Origin of the sequence: Methylobacterium sp. Leaf104 (genome assembly GCF_001422885.1) — a bacterium.
In the GTDB taxonomy this organism is placed as follows: domain Bacteria; phylum Pseudomonadota; class Alphaproteobacteria; order Rhizobiales; family Beijerinckiaceae; genus Methylobacterium.
Genome location: NZ_LMMZ01000023.1, coordinates 128,808 through 147,183 on the forward strand (window position 1 = coordinate 128,808; position 18,376 = coordinate 147,183).

At 69.1% G+C, this 18,376-nt stretch carries 14 protein-coding genes and 1 tRNA gene; 8 read left to right on the forward strand and 7 right to left on the reverse strand.

Annotation, left to right across the window (positions count from 1 at the left end; translation table 11 throughout):
* Positions 1-163: 163 nt before the first annotated feature.
* Entirely contained in the window at positions 164-865 is a 702-nt protein-coding gene (gene ctrA, locus ASF49_RS13195; protein WP_019903129.1) for a response regulator transcription factor CtrA, read from the reverse strand.
* Between the two features lie 420 nt (positions 866-1,285).
* On the opposite strand from ctrA, the gene fliI reads away from it, so the two are divergent.
* The 3 genes from fliI (at position 1,286) to ASF49_RS13210 (ending at position 4,347) form a co-directional block, all read left to right on the forward strand.
* Positions 1,286-2,641 (forward strand): flagellar protein export ATPase FliI, encoded by a 1,356-nt coding sequence (fliI, locus tag ASF49_RS13200; protein ID WP_056473470.1) that lies wholly within the window; start codon positions 1,286-1,288, stop codon positions 2,639-2,641.
* Positions 2,642-2,733: 92 nt separating this feature from the next.
* Positions 2,734-3,141 (forward strand): flagellar export protein FliJ, encoded by a 408-nt coding sequence (gene fliJ / locus ASF49_RS13205; protein ID WP_056473471.1) that lies wholly within the window; start codon positions 2,734-2,736, stop codon positions 3,139-3,141.
* Positions 3,142-3,297: 156 nt separating this feature from the next.
* The gene (locus ASF49_RS13210; RefSeq protein WP_056473473.1) at positions 3,298-4,347 is read left to right on the forward strand and encodes a lysylphosphatidylglycerol synthase domain-containing protein; all 1,050 of its coding nucleotides are present in this window, start codon (positions 3,298-3,300) and stop codon (positions 4,345-4,347) included.
* A gap of 100 nt (positions 4,348-4,447) precedes the next feature.
* Here the strand turns inward: ASF49_RS13210 and flhA are convergent, their stop codons facing one another.
* The 3 genes from flhA to ASF49_RS13225 form a co-directional block, all read right to left on the reverse strand.
* Positions 4,448-6,610 carry a flagellar biosynthesis protein FlhA gene (gene flhA, locus ASF49_RS13215; protein ID WP_056473475.1) on the reverse strand — a complete coding sequence of 721 codons (2,163 nt, stop codon included), beginning with the start codon at positions 6,608-6,610 and terminating at the stop codon, positions 4,448-4,450.
* Between the two features lie 146 nt (positions 6,611-6,756).
* Positions 6,757-8,001: a hypothetical protein gene (locus ASF49_RS13220; RefSeq protein WP_056473477.1), complete on the reverse strand. Its 1,245-nt coding sequence runs from the start codon at positions 7,999-8,001 to the stop codon at positions 6,757-6,759.
* A 93-nt stretch (positions 8,002-8,094) separates the two neighbouring features.
* Entirely contained in the window at positions 8,095-8,748 is a 654-nt protein-coding gene (locus ASF49_RS13225; RefSeq protein ID WP_056473478.1) for an ABC transporter ATP-binding protein, read from the reverse strand.
* Positions 8,749-8,992: 244 nt separating this feature from the next.
* Here ASF49_RS13225 and ASF49_RS13230 point away from each other — a divergent pair.
* Both ASF49_RS13230 and ASF49_RS13235 read left to right on the forward strand, forming a co-directional pair.
* A tRNA-Ser gene (locus tag ASF49_RS13230) sits at positions 8,993-9,082 on the forward strand.
* A gap of 440 nt (positions 9,083-9,522) precedes the next feature.
* On the forward strand, positions 9,523-10,059 hold the full coding sequence (locus ASF49_RS13235; protein ID WP_056473480.1) for an FUSC family protein: 537 nt from the start codon (positions 9,523-9,525) through the stop codon (positions 10,057-10,059).
* 54 nt (positions 10,060-10,113) lie between these two features.
* On the opposite strand, the gene ASF49_RS13240 is transcribed toward ASF49_RS13235, so the two are convergent.
* A complete protein-coding gene (locus tag ASF49_RS13240) occupies positions 10,114-11,181 on the reverse strand; it encodes a spore photoproduct lyase family protein (RefSeq protein WP_056473483.1) in 1,068 nt (355 codons plus the stop codon).
* A 93-nt stretch (positions 11,182-11,274) separates the two neighbouring features.
* A complete protein-coding gene (locus ASF49_RS13245; protein WP_056473485.1) occupies positions 11,275-12,006 on the reverse strand; it encodes an SHOCT domain-containing protein in 732 nt (243 codons plus the stop codon).
* 238 nt (positions 12,007-12,244) lie between these two features.
* Between ASF49_RS13245 and glgX the strand changes: the two genes are divergently transcribed.
* The 3 genes from glgX to ASF49_RS13260 all read left to right on the forward strand — a co-directional run bounded on the left by glgX (position 12,245) and on the right by ASF49_RS13260 (position 16,717).
* Positions 12,245-14,521, forward strand: a complete 2,277-nt coding sequence (gene glgX, locus ASF49_RS13250) for a glycogen debranching protein GlgX (RefSeq protein WP_056473488.1) — start codon at positions 12,245-12,247, stop codon at positions 14,519-14,521.
* Between the two features lie 217 nt (positions 14,522-14,738).
* Positions 14,739-16,355: a hybrid sensor histidine kinase/response regulator gene (locus tag ASF49_RS13255; protein ID WP_056473490.1), complete on the forward strand. Its 1,617-nt coding sequence runs from the start codon at positions 14,739-14,741 to the stop codon at positions 16,353-16,355.
* Positions 16,356-16,393: 38 nt separating this feature from the next.
* On the forward strand, positions 16,394-16,717 hold the full coding sequence (locus tag ASF49_RS13260; RefSeq protein ID WP_056473492.1) for a hypothetical protein: 324 nt from the start codon (positions 16,394-16,396) through the stop codon (positions 16,715-16,717).
* Positions 16,718-17,062: 345 nt separating this feature from the next.
* On the opposite strand, the gene ASF49_RS13265 is transcribed toward ASF49_RS13260, so the two are convergent.
* Entirely contained in the window at positions 17,063-18,274 is a 1,212-nt protein-coding gene (locus ASF49_RS13265; RefSeq protein ID WP_056474346.1) for an NADP-dependent isocitrate dehydrogenase, read from the reverse strand.
* Positions 18,275-18,376: the final 102 nt, after the last annotated feature.

Here is an 18,376-nt window from a genome sequence, read left to right on the forward strand (position 1 = left end):
GACGCGAGGCCGGACGGATCGTGGCGCGGGCGCGAGCCCGCGCCATTCGCGTCTGAGGGCCGGCATCGCCCGGGAGGGGGAGGGGACGGCGGCGGCGCAGACGGAGGGGGCCAACAAAAAAGGCCCCGCTCGCGCGGGGCCGTTTCGTCGTCCGACCGGTGGATCAGACGGCGATCCGCTCTTCGCCCTCGTTGGGCTCGCGCAGCACGTAGCCGCGGCCCCAGACGGTCTCGATGTAGTTCTTGCCGGAGGAGGCGTTGGCGAGCTTCTTGCGCAGCTTGCAGATGAAGACGTCGATGATCTTCAGCTCGGGCTCGTCCATGCCGCCGTAGAGATGGTTGAGGAACATCTCCTTGGTCAGCGTCGTGCCCTTCCGGAGCGAGAGGAGCTCCAGCATCTGGTACTCCTTGCCGGTCAGGTGCACGCGGCTTCCGGAGACCTCGACGGTCTTCTGGTCGAGGTTCACGATCAGGTCGCCGGTGGTGATCACCGACTGGGCGTGACCCTTCGAGCGGCGGACGATCGCGTGGATGCGGGCGACGAGCTCGTCCTTGTGGAAGGGCTTGGTGAGGTAGTCGTCGGCGCCGAAGCCGAGGCCCTTCACCTTGTCCTCGATGCCGGCCATGCCGGAGAGGATCAGGATCGGGGTCTTCACCTTGGCGACGCGGAGGTTCCGCAGCACCTCGTAGCCCGACATGTCGGGCAGGTTCAGGTCGAGCAGGATGATGTCGTAATCATACAGCTTGCCGAGGTCGATCCCTTCCTCACCGAGGTCGGTGGTGTAGGTGTTGAAGCTCTCGGACTTGAGCATCAGCTCGATGCTCTGCGCGGTTGCGCTGTCGTCCTCGATCAGAAGTACCCGCATCGTCGGTCCCCAGCCCAGCCGGCCGTGTGCAGCGTACGGGCAAGCCCCCGCCGTTCGTTCGCCACCGGCCCGTGGCGAACGCTCCCTCGTCAATGACGTGAAACGCTATTCGTTAATCGTTAACAAACCCTGATTCACGGACGCAAGCACACAATTGAAACGGAGGTCTGGCCACGCTTCGAACCGTTGACGATCTGTTCTCGTTCGATCGTCGCCGGGCTTCAGACGAAACCTTCGCATGTCCTCTCAAGTGCCTTGTCCGCAAGGACTTGTCGCGTGCTGTCTCTCCGGTACAACGGCATCGAGATGTCGTCGACCGGACAGAAGTTTTTTCGTCCCGGCCTGAACCGGCGGCGCGCTACAAGCCCGATGCACACAGTGTTAAGGAGGGAGGTAAACGAATGGTTGAGAGAACCGCCGATGACGGACCGCGACCCTAGCGGCGCGCGCTTGCGCCTGGCTGACGCACGCGGCGCCATCGACGCGGTCCAGGTCCTGGAGACCTACGGGCGGGTGGTGGCGATTCGCGGCCTGCTGATCGAGGTGGCGGGTCCCGTGGCGGCGATGCGCCTCGGCGGCCGCCTCGACATCGCCGTGGAGAACGGCCTCGGGGCGGTGCCCTGCGAGATCATCGGCTTCCAGGGCGACCGGGCGCTCGCCATGCCGTTCGGCTCCCTCGAGGGGGTCCGGCGCGGCTGCCCCGCGATGGTGCGGGACGAGGCCGCGGGTGCCGTGCGCCCTTCCGCGGCCTGGCTGGGGCGGACGATCGACGCCCTCGGCCGGCCCATCGACGGCCTCGGGCCGTTGCCCCCCGGGCCGGCGATCTATCCCCTGCGGGCCGATCCACCCCCGGCCCATGCGCGCCAGCGGGTCGGACCGCCCCTCGACCTCGGCATCCGCTGCATCAACACCTTCCTGACGATGTGCGCCGGCCAGCGCATGGGCATCTTCGCCGGCTCGGGCGTCGGCAAGTCGGTGCTGCTCTCGATGCTCGCCCGCTACACCGCCGCCGACGTGGCGGTGATCGGCCTCGTCGGCGAGCGCGGCCGCGAGGTGCAGGAATTCCTGCAGGACGATCTCGGGGCCGCGGGCCTCGCCCGCTCGGTGGTGGTGGTGGCCACCTCCGACGAGCCGGCCCTGATGCGCCGCAACGCCGCCTACGTCACCCTGGCGATGGCGGAGTACTTCCGCGACCAGGGCGCGCAGGTGCTGTGCATGATCGATTCGATCACCCGCTTCGCCATGGCCCAGCGCGACATCGGCCTCGCGGCCGGCGAGCCGCCCACCGCCAAGGGCTACACGCCCACCGTGTTCAGCGAGCTGCCGCGCCTGCTCGAGCGCGCCGGACCCGGGACGGGGCAGGGGGCGATCTCCGGCCTGTTCACCGTCCTGGTCGAGGGCGACGACCACAACGAGCCCGTGGCCGACGCGGTCCGCGGCATCCTCGACGGGCACATCGTCATGGAGCGCGGCATCGCGGAGCGCGGACGCTACCCGGCGATCAACGTCCTGCGCTCCGTGTCCCGCACCATGCCGCGGGCCTGCGACCCGGAGCACCTGCCCACCGTCCGGCGCGCCCGGCGCCTGCTCTCGACCTACGCCGACATGGAGGAGCTGATCCGGCTCGGCGCCTATCGGGCCGGCGCCTCGCCCGAGGTGGACGAGGCGATCGCGCTGATGCCCGAAATGGAGGCTTTTCTGGGTCAGGGTAAGGAAGAAGCAACTTCGATCGGCGAGGGTTATCGTCGCCTGGCAGAGATCGTCGGCGCCCCGTGAGGGGACGCCCCGACCCCATCTCCCGATGCCGGGCCCGGAGTGCGGCCCGTCGCGCACCGGCGAGCCGTGCGTTGCGTGGAGTGAGACCGCCCATGAAATCCCGTGACACGTTGATCCGGCTGCGACGCTTCCAGGTCGACGAGAAGCGTCGGCGCGTGACCCAGATCGAGATGATGAAGGCGGACTTCACCCGCATGGCGATGGAGCTCGACCGCGAGGTGGCCCATGAGGAGAGCCGCGCCGGCATCTCCGATCCCGCCCACTTCGCCTACCCGACCTACGCGCGGGCGGCCGCCACCCGCCGGGACAACATGCGCCAGTCGGCCGCCGCCCTCGAGGGGCAGCTGGCCGAGGCCAAGGCCGAGCTCGGCGAGGCCTTCGAGGACCTGAAGAAGATCGAGATCCTGGACGACCGCGAGCGCACCGCGGAACGCGTCGCCGAGGCGGCCCGGGACCAGGCGGCCATGGACGGGATCGGCCTCTCGCGCATCCGGGCCTGACCGCGTCCCGCGTGCCGGCCCCGGGGGAGGCCGGCACGAAACCGTCATGATCCCGTGGGAAGAGCCGTCCCTGCCGGGGCCGCACGGAACCTTGCTTGCGATGCCGTGCGGCGTCGTGCAGGGAGGGCTCCGGAGAAGGGGCTCGTCCAGACCACAATGAAGAAGATCAGCGATTTCATCTGGCCGATCATCGGCCTCGCCGCCGTGATCGGTTCGGGCTACCTGCTCTACAAGGAGCTGGCGGGCATCTCGGTGGCGGAGATCAAGGGCAGCTTCGCCGCGATCCCGGTGCACCGCTTCCTCCTCGCCGGCCTCGCGACCCTCGTCGCCTACGCGGCCCTGGCTTGGTACGACCGGATCGCGCTCCTGCACCTCGGCGTGCGCCACATCTCGTGGTTCTTCGTCTCCGTCTGCTCCTTCACCACCTACGCGCTCTCGCACAATATCGGCGCCTCGGTGTTCTCCGGCGCGGTGGTGCGCTACCGCGCCTACACCGCCAAGGGCCTGTCGGCGGCCCAGGTCGCCGTGCTGGTGGCCCTCTGCTCCTTCACCTTCGGCCTCGGGACGATCCTGCTCGGCGGCTTCGTCCTCACCGTGCTGCCCGACACCCTGACGCGCCTCAACGGGTACCTGCCGGCGATCCTGACCGACCCCGCCACCGCCCGCATCCTCGGCGCCGGCCTGCTCGGCTTCGTCGCCCTCTACGTCGCGGGTTCGCTGCTGCACCTCAAGCCGCTGACGATCCGCAAGTTCAAGCTCGAATACCCCCGCCCACGCATCATGGGCCGCCAGCTCATCGCCGCGCCGCTGGAGCTGCTCGGGGCCGCCGGAATCATCTACTTCGCCCTGCCGGAGGCCGGGAACCCGGGCTTCCTCGTCGTGCTCGCGGTCTTCCTCGCCTCGTTCTCGGCCGCGCTCGTGTCGAACGCGCCGGGCGGCCTCGGCGTGTTCGAGCTGGTCTTCGTGGTGGCGATGCCCGACATCGCCCGCCCGTCGGTGATCGCCGCCCTGCTCGTCTTCCGGCTGTTCTACTTCTGGATCCCGTTCCTGATCTCGGTGGTGGTGGTGCTCCTCTACGAGCGCAACCGCCTCGCCTCGGCCCTGCGCGACAAGCCCCACGACCCGTCGGCGCCGGAGCCTCCCTTCACCGCCCCGGGCCTCGACGCGCACGCCATCGAGCGCCGCATGGAGAAGAAGCCGGTCTGATCGCCGCGACGCGGGATCGCCCGTACGACGAAAAGGCCCGTCGCCGAGACCCGGTTGGGATCGGCGATGGGCCTTTTCGTTGAGCGGGCCGGGGATGCGTTCAGACCGAGCCCACGGTCCGGAGCCGGGCGCGGGGATGGATCTCCGCCTGGCTCATCACCGGGGTCTCGCGCCGGAAGCGCTCGATGATCGAGCGCACGAAGGGCCGGGCCTGGACCGAGGTGACCAGCACCGGCATCTCGCCCATGCGCGCGGCGGTCTCGAAGCGGTCGCGGACCGTGTTGACGAATTCCGAGAGCTTGGAGGGCTGCATCGCCAGGTAGCGCTCGTCGCGCTCGCCCGCGATCGATTCGAGGAAGGCCTGCTCCCAGGCCGGCGACAGGGTGATGATCGGCAGCATGCCGTCCGGCCCCTGGTACTGGGCGCAGATCTGGCGCCCGAGGCGGGCGCGGACGTGTTCGACGATGTCGCGCGGGTTCTTCACGTGGCCGGCCACCTCGGCGATGCCCTCGATGATCGCCCCGAGATCGCGGATCGAGACCCGCTCGGCCAGCAGGAACTGCAGCACCCGCTGGATGCCGGTGGTGCCGATCTGGCTCGGCATGACCTCCTTGAGAAGTTCGGCATGGTCCTTCGAGACCTCGCGCAGGAGCTTCTGGACCTCGACGTGGTTCAGGAGCTCGGAGACGTGGGCCTTGATGATCTCGGTCAGGTGCGTCGACACGACGGTGGCAGCGTCCACCACGGTGTAGCCCTTGAGCTGGGCCTGGTCGCGCAGGGAGGCGTCGATCCAGGTGGCGGGCAGGCCGAAGGTCGGTTCCAGCATGTGCTGGCCGGGCAGCTGCACCTGTCCGCCCATCGGGTCCATGGCCATGAACTGGCCGGGGAAGATCTGCCCGGTGCCGGCCTCGATCTCCTTGACGCGCACCACGTAGGCGTTGGCGTCGAGCTGGACGTTGTCGAGGATGCGCACCGAGGGCATGACGAAGCCGAGCTCCGCGGCGAGCTGGCGGCGCAGGGCCTTGATCTGGTCGGTGAGGCGGTCCTGCCCCTCCGGCCCGTTGACCAGGGCGAGCAGGGCGTAGCCCATCTCCAGCTTGAGGTCGTCGAGCTTGAGGAGATCCGTGACGGTCTCCTCCTTGGCGGCCGCGGCGGCGACCGCGGTGGCGTCCATCGGGCTGCCGTCGGCATCCAGCGGCGGCGCGTCGCGGGCGATCCTGGCGAAGTGCCAGGCGGCGTAGCCCGAGGCGCCGGCGAGCGCCAGGAACGGCAGCATCGGCATGCCGGGCAGGAGCGCGATCAGCACCATGACGCCCGACGACATGCCCAGAGCCTTCGGGTAGTTCGCGAGCTGCTTGCCCAGCGCCTTGTCGGCCGAGCCCTTCACGCCGGCCTTGGAGACCAGGATGCCGGCCGCCGTGGAGACGATGAGGGCGGGCACCTGGGAGGCGAGGCCGTCGCCGATGGTGAGCAGGGTGTAGGACTTGGCCGCCCCCATGAACGGCATGCCCTGCTGGGCCACGCCGATGATGATGCCGCCGATGACGTTGATGAAGGTGATGAGCAGGGCGGCGATGGCGTCCCCGCGGACGAACTTCGAGGCACCGTCCATGGCGCCGAAGAAGGAGGATTCCTCCTCCAGGGCGGCGCGGCGGGCCTTGGCCACCTTCTCGTCGATGAGCCCCGCCGAGAGGTCGGCGTCGATGGCCATCTGCTTGCCGGGCATCGCGTCGAGGGTGAAGCGCGCCGCCACCTCGGCGATGCGGCCCGAGCCCTTGGTGATGACGACGAAGTTCACGATGATCAGGATCGCGAAGACGATGATCCCGATGACGAAGTTGCCGCCCATCACGAAGTTGCCGAAGGCCTCGATGACGTGGCCGGCCGCCGCCGTGCCCTCGTGCCCGTGGCCGAGGATCAGGCGGGTCGAGGCGAGGTTGAGGGCCAGGCGCAGCAGGGTCGCCACGAGGAGCAGGGTCGGGAAGACCGTGAACTCGAGCGGATTGTCGATGAACAGCCCGGTCATCATGATCAGCACCGAGATGATGATCGAGACCGCGAGCAGCAGATCGAGCAGGAAGGCCGGCAGCGGGAAGATGAGCACCGTGAGGATGCCCATCACGGCGGTGGCGAAGAACAGGTCGGTGCGCTTTGACAGCGCGTTCAGGTTCGCCCGGTTCGGGATCGCGAAGCTCGCGAACTGTGCGAGGCTCCCGCTGGAGCCCCCCGCCGGAGCCGGCGCGGCGGCGGCCGTCTCGCTCATCGTCACCCTCACTGCTCCCGAGGTTCGGGAGCCCGGCAAGATTTGCCGGGTGCAGGGTTAGCGAAGGGTTAATGCCGCGCCGATCGCCGCCGGCCGGGAGGCCGCGCGCGCGTCAGGCCAGGTACTTGGTCAGGCCAGATACTTGGTCAGGCCAGGTACTTGCGGGTGACCACCGCCAGGGCGAACACGATCGCGGCGCCGCCGGAGATGAGGCAGATCATCAGGAGGCGGCGCGGCTGCTGCGAGGATTCGGGCTTCACCGGCTGGACGATCATGCTGAAGAACTCGATCTGGCGCTCCGCGATGATGCGCGCGCGCTCGTGCGAGGCCAGCACCTTGGCGAAGTACTTCTCCGCGTCGGTCCGCTCGGTGTCGAAGGCCTCGAACCGGGTCAGCGCGTTGGCCAGAATCCGGCGCTGCTCCGGGTCCTCGCTCGCCGACTGGCGCTCGATCCGGGCGATGTTGTCGTCGAGGTCCTTGAGCTGGGCCTTCATGTCCTGGATGCGCCGGGTCTCCGGCGAGAGGTCGCGCTGCCCCTGGATGAGCTGGACCGCCAGGTTGATGCGCGCGGTCCTGAGTTCGCCCAGCACCTTGAGGTTGCTCTCGTTGGTCTTCTGGGCGTCGAGGACGCCGTCGCGGTTGCGCAGGGCGGCGACCTCGGTGCGGATCTTCACCATCCGCTCCTCGGCGCGCTTGAGCTCGCGCTGGCTCTCGGCGACGGCATCCTCGCGGGCGCGGCCGCTGAGGGCGTTCACCATGCGCTCGCTCTCGGCCAGGATCGCGTTCGAGAGGTCGAGCGCCTCCTGCGGGTCGAAAGCGTTGACCGTCAGCTCGATGATGCCGGAGCCCGCCTCGACCTTGGTATGGACCCGCTCGTGCCAGTACTTCACCAGCTTCTCGATCGGCTTCCCGGGATCGAAGCGCGACAGGAAGTCGATCCCCGGGCGGGAGAACATCTCCCGCAGGGGATAGGCCTTCTCGATCGCCTCGATCATCGGCCGGCTTGTGATGTAGTTCGTCGTGATCAGGCTGTCCTGCGCCACCATCTGGCGCATCGGCGTGCCGGAATTGGTGCCGACCTGGTCGGGCGAGGCCTTCTCGACATTGCCCAGGGCGGGGCGCAGGGCGAAGCGCGACTCGACGACGAAGCGGTCGGAGGCGATGAGGCCGTAATAGGCGACGGCCGCCAGGGTCGGGATCAGGAAGCAGACCACGAACAGAACCGGGATCAGCGGGTCCGTCTTCACGTGGCTCTGGTAGGAGCGAATGCCCTTCTTGCGGTCGGCGAAGCGCGAGACCCGGGCGATCTGCCTCAGGGATTCAGCGACCGCGTTGGAGCGGTCGGCCGTGGTCAGCGGCTGGCCCTGCGGATTGCGGATTTCGATGCTCATGCGCCCCGGTATTCCATGTCGTGCGGCCCTCCGGCCGCCACGATGCAACCTCTGGACCCTCGACGCGGCAAAACCGTGGCCGGCCTGCGCCTCTCAGGCGTTGAGGCGGCGATAGACCTCGATGGCGTCGTCGATGTTCTCGTAGACGATCGCGCGCCCGTTGATGATGACGATGCCCTGCTGGCACCAGGTGCGCAGGGTGTCCATCGCGTGGGACACCATGATCACGTCGGCGTTCTCGCGGCGGGCGGCGAAGGCCTCCTCGCAGCGCTTCTGGAAGCGCGCGTCGCCCACCGCCGTCACCTCGTCGATGAGGTAGCAGTCGAACGGGATCGCCATGCTCATCCCGAAGGCGAGGCGCGAGCCCATGCCGGAGGAGTAGGTCCGGATCGGCACGTCGAGGTAGCTGCCGAGCTCCGAGAAATCCTCGACGAACTCCAGCACCTTGCGCGGGTCCTCGCCGTAGATCCGGGCGACGAAGATGATGTTGTCGCGCCCCGTCATGGCCGGGTGGAAGCCGCCGGCAAAGCCCAGCGGCCAGGAGACGCGCGTGCTGCGGATCACGCGCCCCTTCGTGGGCATCTCGGTGCCGGCCAGCAGGCGCAGGGAGGTCGACTTGCCGGCGCCGTTGATCCCGAGGATGCCGTAGCTGACCCCCGGCTTCAGGGTGAACGAGACGCGCTCCAGGATCGTCCGGCGATGGCCGTCCGTCCGGTAGACCTTGGTCACGTTGTCGAAGCGGATCACGGCGGCGAACGGCTCCCGGGGCCTTCGGGCGGCGCGACGCCGCCCCCAGCGCATCGGGGGCAAAAGCGGCGAATCTGAGAACCCGCGCTGCGGTCGCCGCCGCGGCGCACCCGAAATCGCGACGGATTCGCCGGCTTTGCCGTTCTGAGGCTTGCACGCCGCCGGTGCGGCTTGTACACGACGCCTCCCGGCGCGATCGCGAAGCCCGGCCGCCCCGGCGGCTGCGAGACGCGGTGCCGGGACCGGAGGGGTGGCCGAGTGGTTGAAGGCGCACGCCTGGAAAGTGTGTATACCGGAAACGGTATCGCGGGTTCGAATCCCGCTCCCTCCGCCATGTGTTTCCTTCGTTGATTTACCTAACGAAAACACGCCGTTCCGGGACCGATCCTCGGTACTGACCTCGATCTTGTTCCCTCCGATGTCTCCCGGAACGGACGCCTTCGAGAACGTTGCCTGAAATGGACCCGCCGGCCGATCGCCTTCGCGGACAACGCGAGCTAGCGCTTCACCGGGTTCGATAGTCTCGGATGGCCCACACCGCGACGTCCTGACGGTAGCCGCTGCCCGAGCGCCATGCCTCCAACGTCGTATTGCACCGCACAACATGGCGTTGTGCGACGGGTTGCGGTGTCCTCGTGTTTGCGCGAGCGCTAGGGGAGGCCGTGCCCCTCCGGTGGCGACCGGCACGGCATGCAGGACCAGGGCAGGGCTCGTGCGGTCAATTCGGCGCCGGGCGGCGCGAAGGCGCGGGTCGGCCGCCGGGGGAGAGGCACGATGAACCGCACGCGAACCCTCGATCCTGCGGCGATCCGGTCGATCGCGTTCGTGGGCCGGTGCACGGCGGCGTCGATTCTGTCCTACGCCGCAGCCAGCGGGATCGGGCTGGGGCACCCGCTCTGGGCCGTCGTCTCGACGCTGATCGTCTCGCAGGAGACGGCTTCGGAGACGCAGCGCTCCTTCTTGTGGCGGTGCGCCGGGACCCTGCTCGGCGCCGGTGTCGCGGTGCCGGCGGCTTTGTGGCTGATGCCCGACCCGGCGCGGCCCCTGGCCGCCATCGCCCTGGCGGTGCCAATCGCCGCCGCCGTCGCCCGGCGCTGGCCGCGGCTGCGGGTCTGCCTGTGGACGGCCCCCCTGGTGATCCTCACGGCGACGGCCGACCACAGCCTTCTGCACACGGCCAGCCAGCGCTGCGGCGAGGTCCTGCTCGGCGGCCTGATCGGCTCGGGGATCCACCGGGTGATCGATCACCTCGCCCGGCGCTGGCTGAAGCTGGCCTGGGATGTCCGCGACGCCCCGAGACCGCCCGGATAGGGCAGGGGAAGCACCGGTGGCCGCCTGCTCACGTCCGAGCCGGGAAAGGCGCCCTCAGAACGCGTAGCGCACCGTGCAATACGGCATGCGCTCGGCCAGCAGCGCCTTGAAGCGGCCGAGCCATCTCCCCTTCCACCCGGTGCGGTAACGCAGGTTGGCGCCACCGCCCTCGGAAATCTTCGCTTCCTGGGTGTCCGGGCGCCAGAGCAGGTCCTCGGCCCTGGGGTGCCAGCCGAGATTGACCGCGTGCAGGTCGGCGTTGTGGGTCAGCAGGATGATCTCCGCCTTGAACTGGGCGCGGGCCGCCGGGCCGATCGCCCCGTCGATGGCCTCGAACAGCGCCGCCCAGTCGGCCTCCCAGCCCTCGTAGAGGATCACCGGCGAGAAATTGACGTGGACCTCGTAGCCGGCGGCGACGAAGTCGTCGATCGCGGCGATGCGCTCGGGGATCGGCGCGGTGCGCACGTCCACGATGCGGGCGATGCGCTCGGGCATCAGCGAGAAGCGGATCCGGGTCTTGCCCTGTGGGTCGTAGGCGAGGAGGTCGCGGTTCACCGCCTTGGTGGCGAAGGAGGCCTTGGCGTTCGGGATGTCCCGGAACAGGGCCACGAGGTCGCGCACGGTGTCGCTGACCATGGCGTCCACCGAGAGGTCGCCGTTCTCGCCGAGGTCGTAGACCCAGAGGGCGGGGTCGATCGTGTCGGGCTCGGGCAGCGGACCCTGGCGGGCGGCGTGGCGGGCGATGGCGGCGGAGACCGCCTCGACGTTGACGAAGAGCGAGATCGGGTTGGCGAAGCCCTTGCGCCTCGGCACGTAGCAATAGGCGCAGGCCATGGCGCAGCCGTTCGAGGTCGAGGGCGCGATGAAGTGGGCGCTGCGCCCGTTGGGCCGCATGGCGAGGCCCTTCTTCACCCCGAGCACCAGGGTGGAGCGCTTGATCCGCACCCAGTCCTCCACCGAGCCCGCATTGCCGTGCAGGCTCGGGATGTTCCAGTGCGAGGGCACGACGATGCGCTCGGCCTGCGGAAACCGGTCCAGGATCTCCCGCCCGCGCGAGAAGTCCGGCACGGCGGCCTCGTGGTAGATCGTCGAGACGTCGAGAAGGTCGCGGGGTCGGGCCATCTGCCTTGGGACATCGGCCGGGATGCGCGTCCTGCGCGCGCATCCGGCCCGGGGCCAACGCCCCGGGGGAGCGGGCGATCCGCGATGCGGCGATCAGAGGCGGGCGAGCAGCTCGGCCTTCTTGGCGGTGAACTCGCCCTCGGTGAGGATGCCCTTGCGGCGCATCTCCGACAGGCGCTCGATCGTCGTCAGCACGTCGCTGCCCGGGACCGGGGCGGCACCGGGCGCGGGCGGCGGTTCGGCCCCCGGGGCGCCGGCCTCGAACGGCTCGGGCGCGAAGGGGCGAGCCTCGCCGCGCTCGGCCTCGTCGAGGCGCCTCAGGCTGGCGAGGTCCACGGGGCCGCCGGGGCCGGAGAAGCGCAGGTTCGTGCTCCCGCCCTGCTGCTGCGAGACGCCGCTGATCGTGTGATCGCCGGTGTCGTAGATCGCGGCCCGGCCGTCCGCCTCGACCACCAGGCGCCGGTGGGCCGGGAAGTAGGCGTAGCGCATGCCGTTCTGCGAGCCGGAGGTCGCCGGCGCGCCCCACTCGGCGGGCCAGGGCGATCCGCCGGCGCGGGGCGCCTCCACGAAGGCGCCGGCGGGGAGCGCCGCGGCGAGGGTGGTGCACAGGGCGTCGACCCGGGCCTTGAGGTCGGCGTTGAACATGTCGCCGATCATGGTCATGCCGGCGCCCGACCATTGGCCGAAGCCGCCGAGCTCGGGATGGTTGAACTGCGCCATCCGGCCGTTGCCGGCCTCCAGCGCGTGCACGAGGTGGCGCACGGCGTCGAGGCTGACCCGGTAGCGGTCGCCGATCGCCTGCAGGCCGTTGGGCTGATCCGTCATGCGCCGCTCTCCTCGCGCGCGGCCCGGCCGCGCCATCGTCCAGGTCTCGTCGCGACAGTCTTGCCGCAAGCGCGGGCGGCGTGGAAGCCGCCGCGGTCGGTCCGACCGTGCGACGCAAAAAGATTTCTTCGAAGGCGGACCTTCCGGCGAAGCGTGAGCGTTCCTGTCGAGGTTTCCAGGACGGGGCGTCGCGCGGCGCCCCGTCCCGACGCACGCATCGATACCGCCCGGAGCGAACATGGCCGACACGACGAATCCCGCGGACCGCTCGAGCCCGCAGGGCCGCGCCAAACGTTCGCGCATCAAGGAAGGGTCGCCCTATCCCCTCGGCGCCAACTGGGACGGCCTCGGCGTCAATTTCGCCCTGTTCTCGGCCAACGCCACCAAGGTCGAGCTGTGCCTGTTCGACGATGACGGCATCAACGAGATCGAGCGCATCGAGCTGCCCGAGTACACCGACGAGATCTGGCACGGCTACCTGCCCGACGCGCGCCCCGGGACGATCTACGGCTACCGGGTGCATGGCCCCTACGATCCGAAGGCCGGCCACCGCTTCAACCCGAACAAGCTGCTCATCGACCCCTACGCCAAGGGCCTCGTCGGCTCGATCACCTGGAACCCGGCCCTGTTCGGCTACCAGATGGAGACGGGCGACGACCTGACCTTCGACGAGCGCGACTCCGCGCCCTTCACCCGGCGCAGCCGGGTCATCGACCCGGCCTTCACCTGGGGTCGGGACCGCAAGCCGCACGTGCCGTGGGAAAAGACGATCTTCTACGAGACCCACGTGAAGGGCTTCACCAAGATGCACCCGGCCGTGCCGGAGAAGCTGCGCGGCACCTATGCGGGTCTCAGCACCCCGGCCGTGCTCGACTACATCAAGAGCCTCGGCGTCACCTCGGTGGAGCTCCTGCCGGTCCACGCCTTCGTGCAGGACGACTACCTGCAGGAGAAGGGCTTGGTGAACTACTGGGGCTACAACACCATCTCGTTCTTCACGCCCGCCCGGCGCTACGCCGCGGTGCCGGACTTCGCCTTCTCCGAGTTCAAGGAGATGGTCGCGCGCATGCACGGCGCCGGCCTCGAGGTCATCCTCGACGTGGTCTACAACCACACCGCCGAGGGCAACGAGAAGGGTCCGACCCTGTCGTACAAGGGCGTCGACAACGCGTCCTACTACCGGCTGATGCCCAAGGAGCCGCGCTACTACATCAACGACACCGGCACCGGGAACACCTTCAACCTGTCGCATCCCCGGGTGCTGCAGCTCGTGACGGATTCCCTGCGCTACTGGGCCACAGAGATGCGGGTCGACGGCTTCCGCTTCGACCTCGCCACCATCCTGGGACGCGAGCCGCACGGCTTCGACGAGGGTGGCGGCTTCCTCGACACCTGCCGGCAGGACCCGGTGCTGAACAGCGTCAAACTCATCGCCGAACCGTGGGATTGCGGCCCGGGCGGCTACCAGGTCGGCGGCTTCCCGCCGGGCTGGGCCGAGTGGAACGACCGCTTCCGCGACGACGTGCGCGGCTACTGGCGCGGCGACGAGGGCATGTTGCCGGATCTCGCCGCCCGCCTCACCGGCTCGGCCGACAAGTTCAACAAGCGCGGGCGCAAGCCCTGGGCCTCGGTGAACTTCCTCACCGCCCATGACGGCTTCACGCTGAACGACACCGTGTCGTACAACGAGAAGCACAACATGGCCAACGGCGAGGACAACCGCGACGGCCACTCGCACAACCTGTCGAACAATTACGGCGCCGAGGGACCGACCGACGATCCCGAGATTCGGGCCGTGCGCCTGCGCCAGATGCGCAACATGCTGGCGACCCTGTTCCTGTCCCGCGGCACCCCGATGCTGCTGGCCGGCGACGAGTTCGCCCGCACCCAGAACGGCAACAACAACGCCTATTGCCAGGACAACGAGATCTCCTGGCTCGACTGGGAGGCCATCGGCCCGGAGGAGCGGGATCTGGCCGAGTTTACGCAGCGCCTAACCCTGCTGCGCGAGGCCCTGCCGATCCTGACCCGCGGGCGCTTCCTCACGGGCGCCTACGACGAGGAGTTCGGCGTCAAGGACGTGACCTGGCTGCGCCCCGACGGCGGGGAGATGTCGCCCGAGAACTGGTCCCAGGGGGATGCCCGCGCCATCGCGGTGCTGCTCGACGGCCGGGCCCAGGCCTCGGGCATCCATCAGCGCGGCGGCGACGCCACCCTGCTGCTGCTCTACAACGCCTATCACGACCTCGTGTCGTTCACCCTGCCGGAATCGGTCGGCGGCGTCGGCTGGACCCGGCTTCTCGACACCAACCTGCCCGACAGCCAGGACGTGGTGAGCAAGCCGATCGGGGCGACCTACGACGTCACCGGGCGCTCGATGCTGATGTTCGTGCTGAAGCCGGAGGAGGTCGACGGCGTCGACGCCACCGACATGGAGCGCTCCTACCAGCACGTGATGCAGGCCTTCGAGCGCGCCAACGTCAACAGCGTGCGCTTCGAGACCGAGCAGCGCTGACGGCCGGAGGACCGCTGGGCGCGACGCGCACAGCGGTCCTCGCCGAATCGTCATGCGGCGTGGCGGCCCGCGAAGCGTAACGCGGGGAACGATGATGGCGCCGGTCGTTTGACCCGTGTTAGGGGCGGGCTGTCAGGCTCCGCCTGCCGAATCCCGCTCGGCCAGTCCCGCGCGGCAGATCCCGCCTGCGACGCCCCGCCGATGTGATTGCGCGACGATGATCGACACGCCCAAGACGCCGCCCATCGGGGCGCCCGCGCAGGACCCCATCCTCTCCTCGGACGAGGCGCAGACCAAGCCGGAAGCGGCCTTCTTCTTCGCCGCGGTGGCCGCCTCGCGCATGCCCATGGTGGTGAGCGACCCGCGCCGGCCCGACAACCCGATCATCTTCACGAACGACGCCTTCCTGGAGATGACGGGCTACCGCCGCGACGAGGTGATGGACCGCAACTGCCGCTTCCTGCAGGGGCCGGAGACGGACCGCGCGGCCGTGCGCGAACTCGCCCGGGCGATCGCCGCCCGCGAGAACCTCGCCACAGAGATCATCAACTACCGCAAGGACGGCACGCCGTTCTGGAACGCGCTGTTCGTTTCGCCGATCTACGACGCGAGCGGGACGCTCGTGTACTTCTTCGCCTCGCAGCTCGACGTCTCGCGCCGGCGCGATGCCGAGGAGGCCCTGGGCCAGGCCCAGAAGATGGAGGCGCTCGGCCAGCTCACCGGCGGCATCGCGCACGATTTCAACAACCTCCTCCAGGTCATCGTCGGCTACGTCGACATCCTCGGCGCCGGCCTCGACGACCCGGCGGCCGACCGCAACCGCCTGCGCCGCGCCACCGACAACATCCGCACCGCGGCCGAGCGTGCCACCACGCTGACGCAGCAGCTGCTGGCCTTCGCGCGCAAGCAGCGTCTCGAGGGCCGCTCGGTGAACCTCAACGCCCTGGTCGAGGGCATGGCCGACATGGCCGGCCGGACCCTCGGCGAAACGGTGAGCCTCGGGTTCGACCTCAGCCCAGACCTCTGGAATTGCCGGGTCGACCCGAACCAGGCCGAGGTCGCGCTCCTCAACGTCTTCATCAACGCCCGCGACGCGATGCCGGAGGGGGGCCGCCTCACGGTCAGGACCGAGAATCAGCTCATCACCGGCGAGCTGGCCGGCCCCCTGGCACCGGGCCGCTACGTCACCATCAGCGTGAGCGATACCGGAAGCGGCATCCCGGCCCATGTCCTCGCCCGGGTGATGGACCCGTTCTTCACGACGAAGGAGGAGGGCAAGGGCACCGGCCTCGGCCTGTCGATGGTCTACGGCTTCGCCAAGCAGTCGGGCGGCGCGGCCCGCATCGAATCCGTGCTGGGGGAGGGGACCGTGGTGCGCCTGTCCTTCCCGGCGACCGAGAACGCGGTGCTCGAATCGGCCCCGGCCGCGGTCGGCGAGCAGGAGGGATCGGGTACGGAGACCATCCTCATCGTCGACGACCGCGAGGACGTGGCGGAACTGGCCCGGACGATCCTGCGCGATTTCGGCTACAGCACCCTGATGGCGCAGAACGGGCGCGAGGCCCTCGACGTGCTGGAGAGCGGCGGCCCCGTCGACCTGCTGTTCACCGACCTCATCATGCCGGGCGGCATGAACGGCATCGTCCTCGGGCGCGAGGCCAAGCGCCGGCGCCCGGACCTCAAGGTCCTGCTCACCACCGGCTATGCCGAGGCGAGCCTGGAGCGAACCGATGCCGGGGGTTCGGAGTTCGATCTCCTGAACAAGCCCTATCGCCGGACAGACCTGGTCCGCCGCGTCCGGGCGATCCTCGACGGACCCGTAGCGGCCGGCTGACGCTCCCGCCCAGGTCCACCCCATCGGAGTGCGCAGGCATGGCCCAGGGCGACAAGTCGAAATACACCGACAAGCAGGTCCGCAAAGCCGAGCACATTGCCGATTCGTACGAGTCGCGTGGGGTGCCGGAGAAGGAAGCCGAGGCGCGGGCCTGGGCCACCGTCAACAAGGACGATGGCGGCGGCAAGAAGCCCGGCGGGTCCGGGCGCGGCAAGGGGAGCGGTCACCCTGCGGCCCATCGCGGCGGAGCGGTCGGCGGCAAGGCCTCGGCCGGCCGCACGGCGGAAGAGCGCTCCGCGTCCGCCAAGAAGGCCGCCGCCACCCGCAAGCGCAACGCAGAGGCCGCACGCCACGCATCCTGAGGGGTTCGTGGTCGCGATGGGTCGGGCACCGCTAAGCCGCCCGATCCGGTGGTTCGCGGTCGCTCGACCGACGCGTCGCCACGTCGTTCCGGGAGGCGTTCGCGGCGTGCAATCCTGAGCCGCCGACGCTGTTCAAGGTTGGCGCGACCTGCGTGTCGGGATCTTGGGCTCCATTGCGCGGTCCCGGGATGACCTGGTGGCGCGGAGGTTCATCGGGTCAGGCGCACGGGCAGACGCGCTCCTCGCCGGAAGCGGCGACCGGATCGACTTCCCAAAAGCGAAGGGGGCGCACCCGCCGATGCGCCCCCCGCCACTGACCTATCCGGATGGCTCCGCCGAGACCTCTCAGGCCATCGCGGTCTTCAGGTACTGATCGACCTTGTCGAGGAAGCCCGTGGTCGAGAGCCACTTCTGGTCGGGACCGACGAGCAGGGCGAGGTCCTTCGTCATGAACCCGGCCTCGACGGTGTCGACGCAGACGGTCTCCAGGGTGGTGGCGAACTTGGCGAGCGCCGCGTTGTCGTCGAGCTTGGCGCGGTGGGCGAGGCCACGGCTCCAGGCGAAGATCGACGCGATGGAGTTGGTCGAGGTCTCCTTGCCGTTCTGGTGCTCGCGGTAGTGGCGGGTCACCGTGCCGTGCGCGGCCTCGGCCTCGACGGTGCGGCCGTCGGGGGTGAGGAGCACGGAGGTCATCAGGCCGAGCGAGCCGAAGCCCTGCGCGACGGTGTCGGACTGCACGTCGCCATCGTAGTTCTTGCAGGCCCAGACGTAGCCGCCCGACCACTTGAGGGCCGAGGCCACCATGTCGTCGATCAGGCGGTGCTCGTAGGTGATGCCGGCGGCGTCGAACTTCGCCTTGAACTCGTTCTGGAAGACCTCCTCGAACAGGTCCTTGAAGCGGCCGTCATAGGCCTTGAGGATGGTGTTCTTGGTCGAGAGATAGACCGGGTACTTCCGGTTCAGGCCGTAGTTCATCGAGGCGCGGGCGAAGTCGCGGATCGAGTCGTCGAGGTTGTACATCGCCTGGGCGACGCCGGAGCTCGGGAACTTGAAGACTTCCTTCTCGATGACGGTGCCGTCCTCGCCCTCGAACTTGATGGTCAGGCGGCCCTTGCCCGGCACCTTGAAGTCGGTGGCCTTGTACTGGTCGCCGTAGGCGTGGCGGCCGACGACGATGGGCTGGGTCCAGCCCGGCACGAGGCGGGGCACGTTCTTGCAGATGATCGGCTCGCGGAAGATGACGCCGCCGAGGATGTTGCGGATGGTGCCGTTGGGCGACTTCCACATCTCCTTGAGGTTGAACTCCTTCACCCGCGCCTCGTCGGGGGTGATGGTGGCGCACTTCACGCCGACCCCGTGGCGCTTGATCGCCTCGGCCGCCTGCACGGTGACCTGATCGTTGGTGGCGTCGCGGTGCTCGACGCCGAGATCGTAGTATTCCAGGTTCAGGTCGAGGTAGGGGTGGATCAGCTTGTTCTTGATCTCGCTCCAGATGATCCGGGTCATCTCGTCGCCGTCGAGTTCGACGACCGGGTTCGCAACCTTGATCTTGTCCATCTGCAGCACGCCTTCCTGAGCCAGGATGTCCGGCGCCACGCAAGGCGGATGCCGAACTCGCGCCGCTCTTAGCCCGCGCGCTTCCGGGGCGGAAGCAGGCTG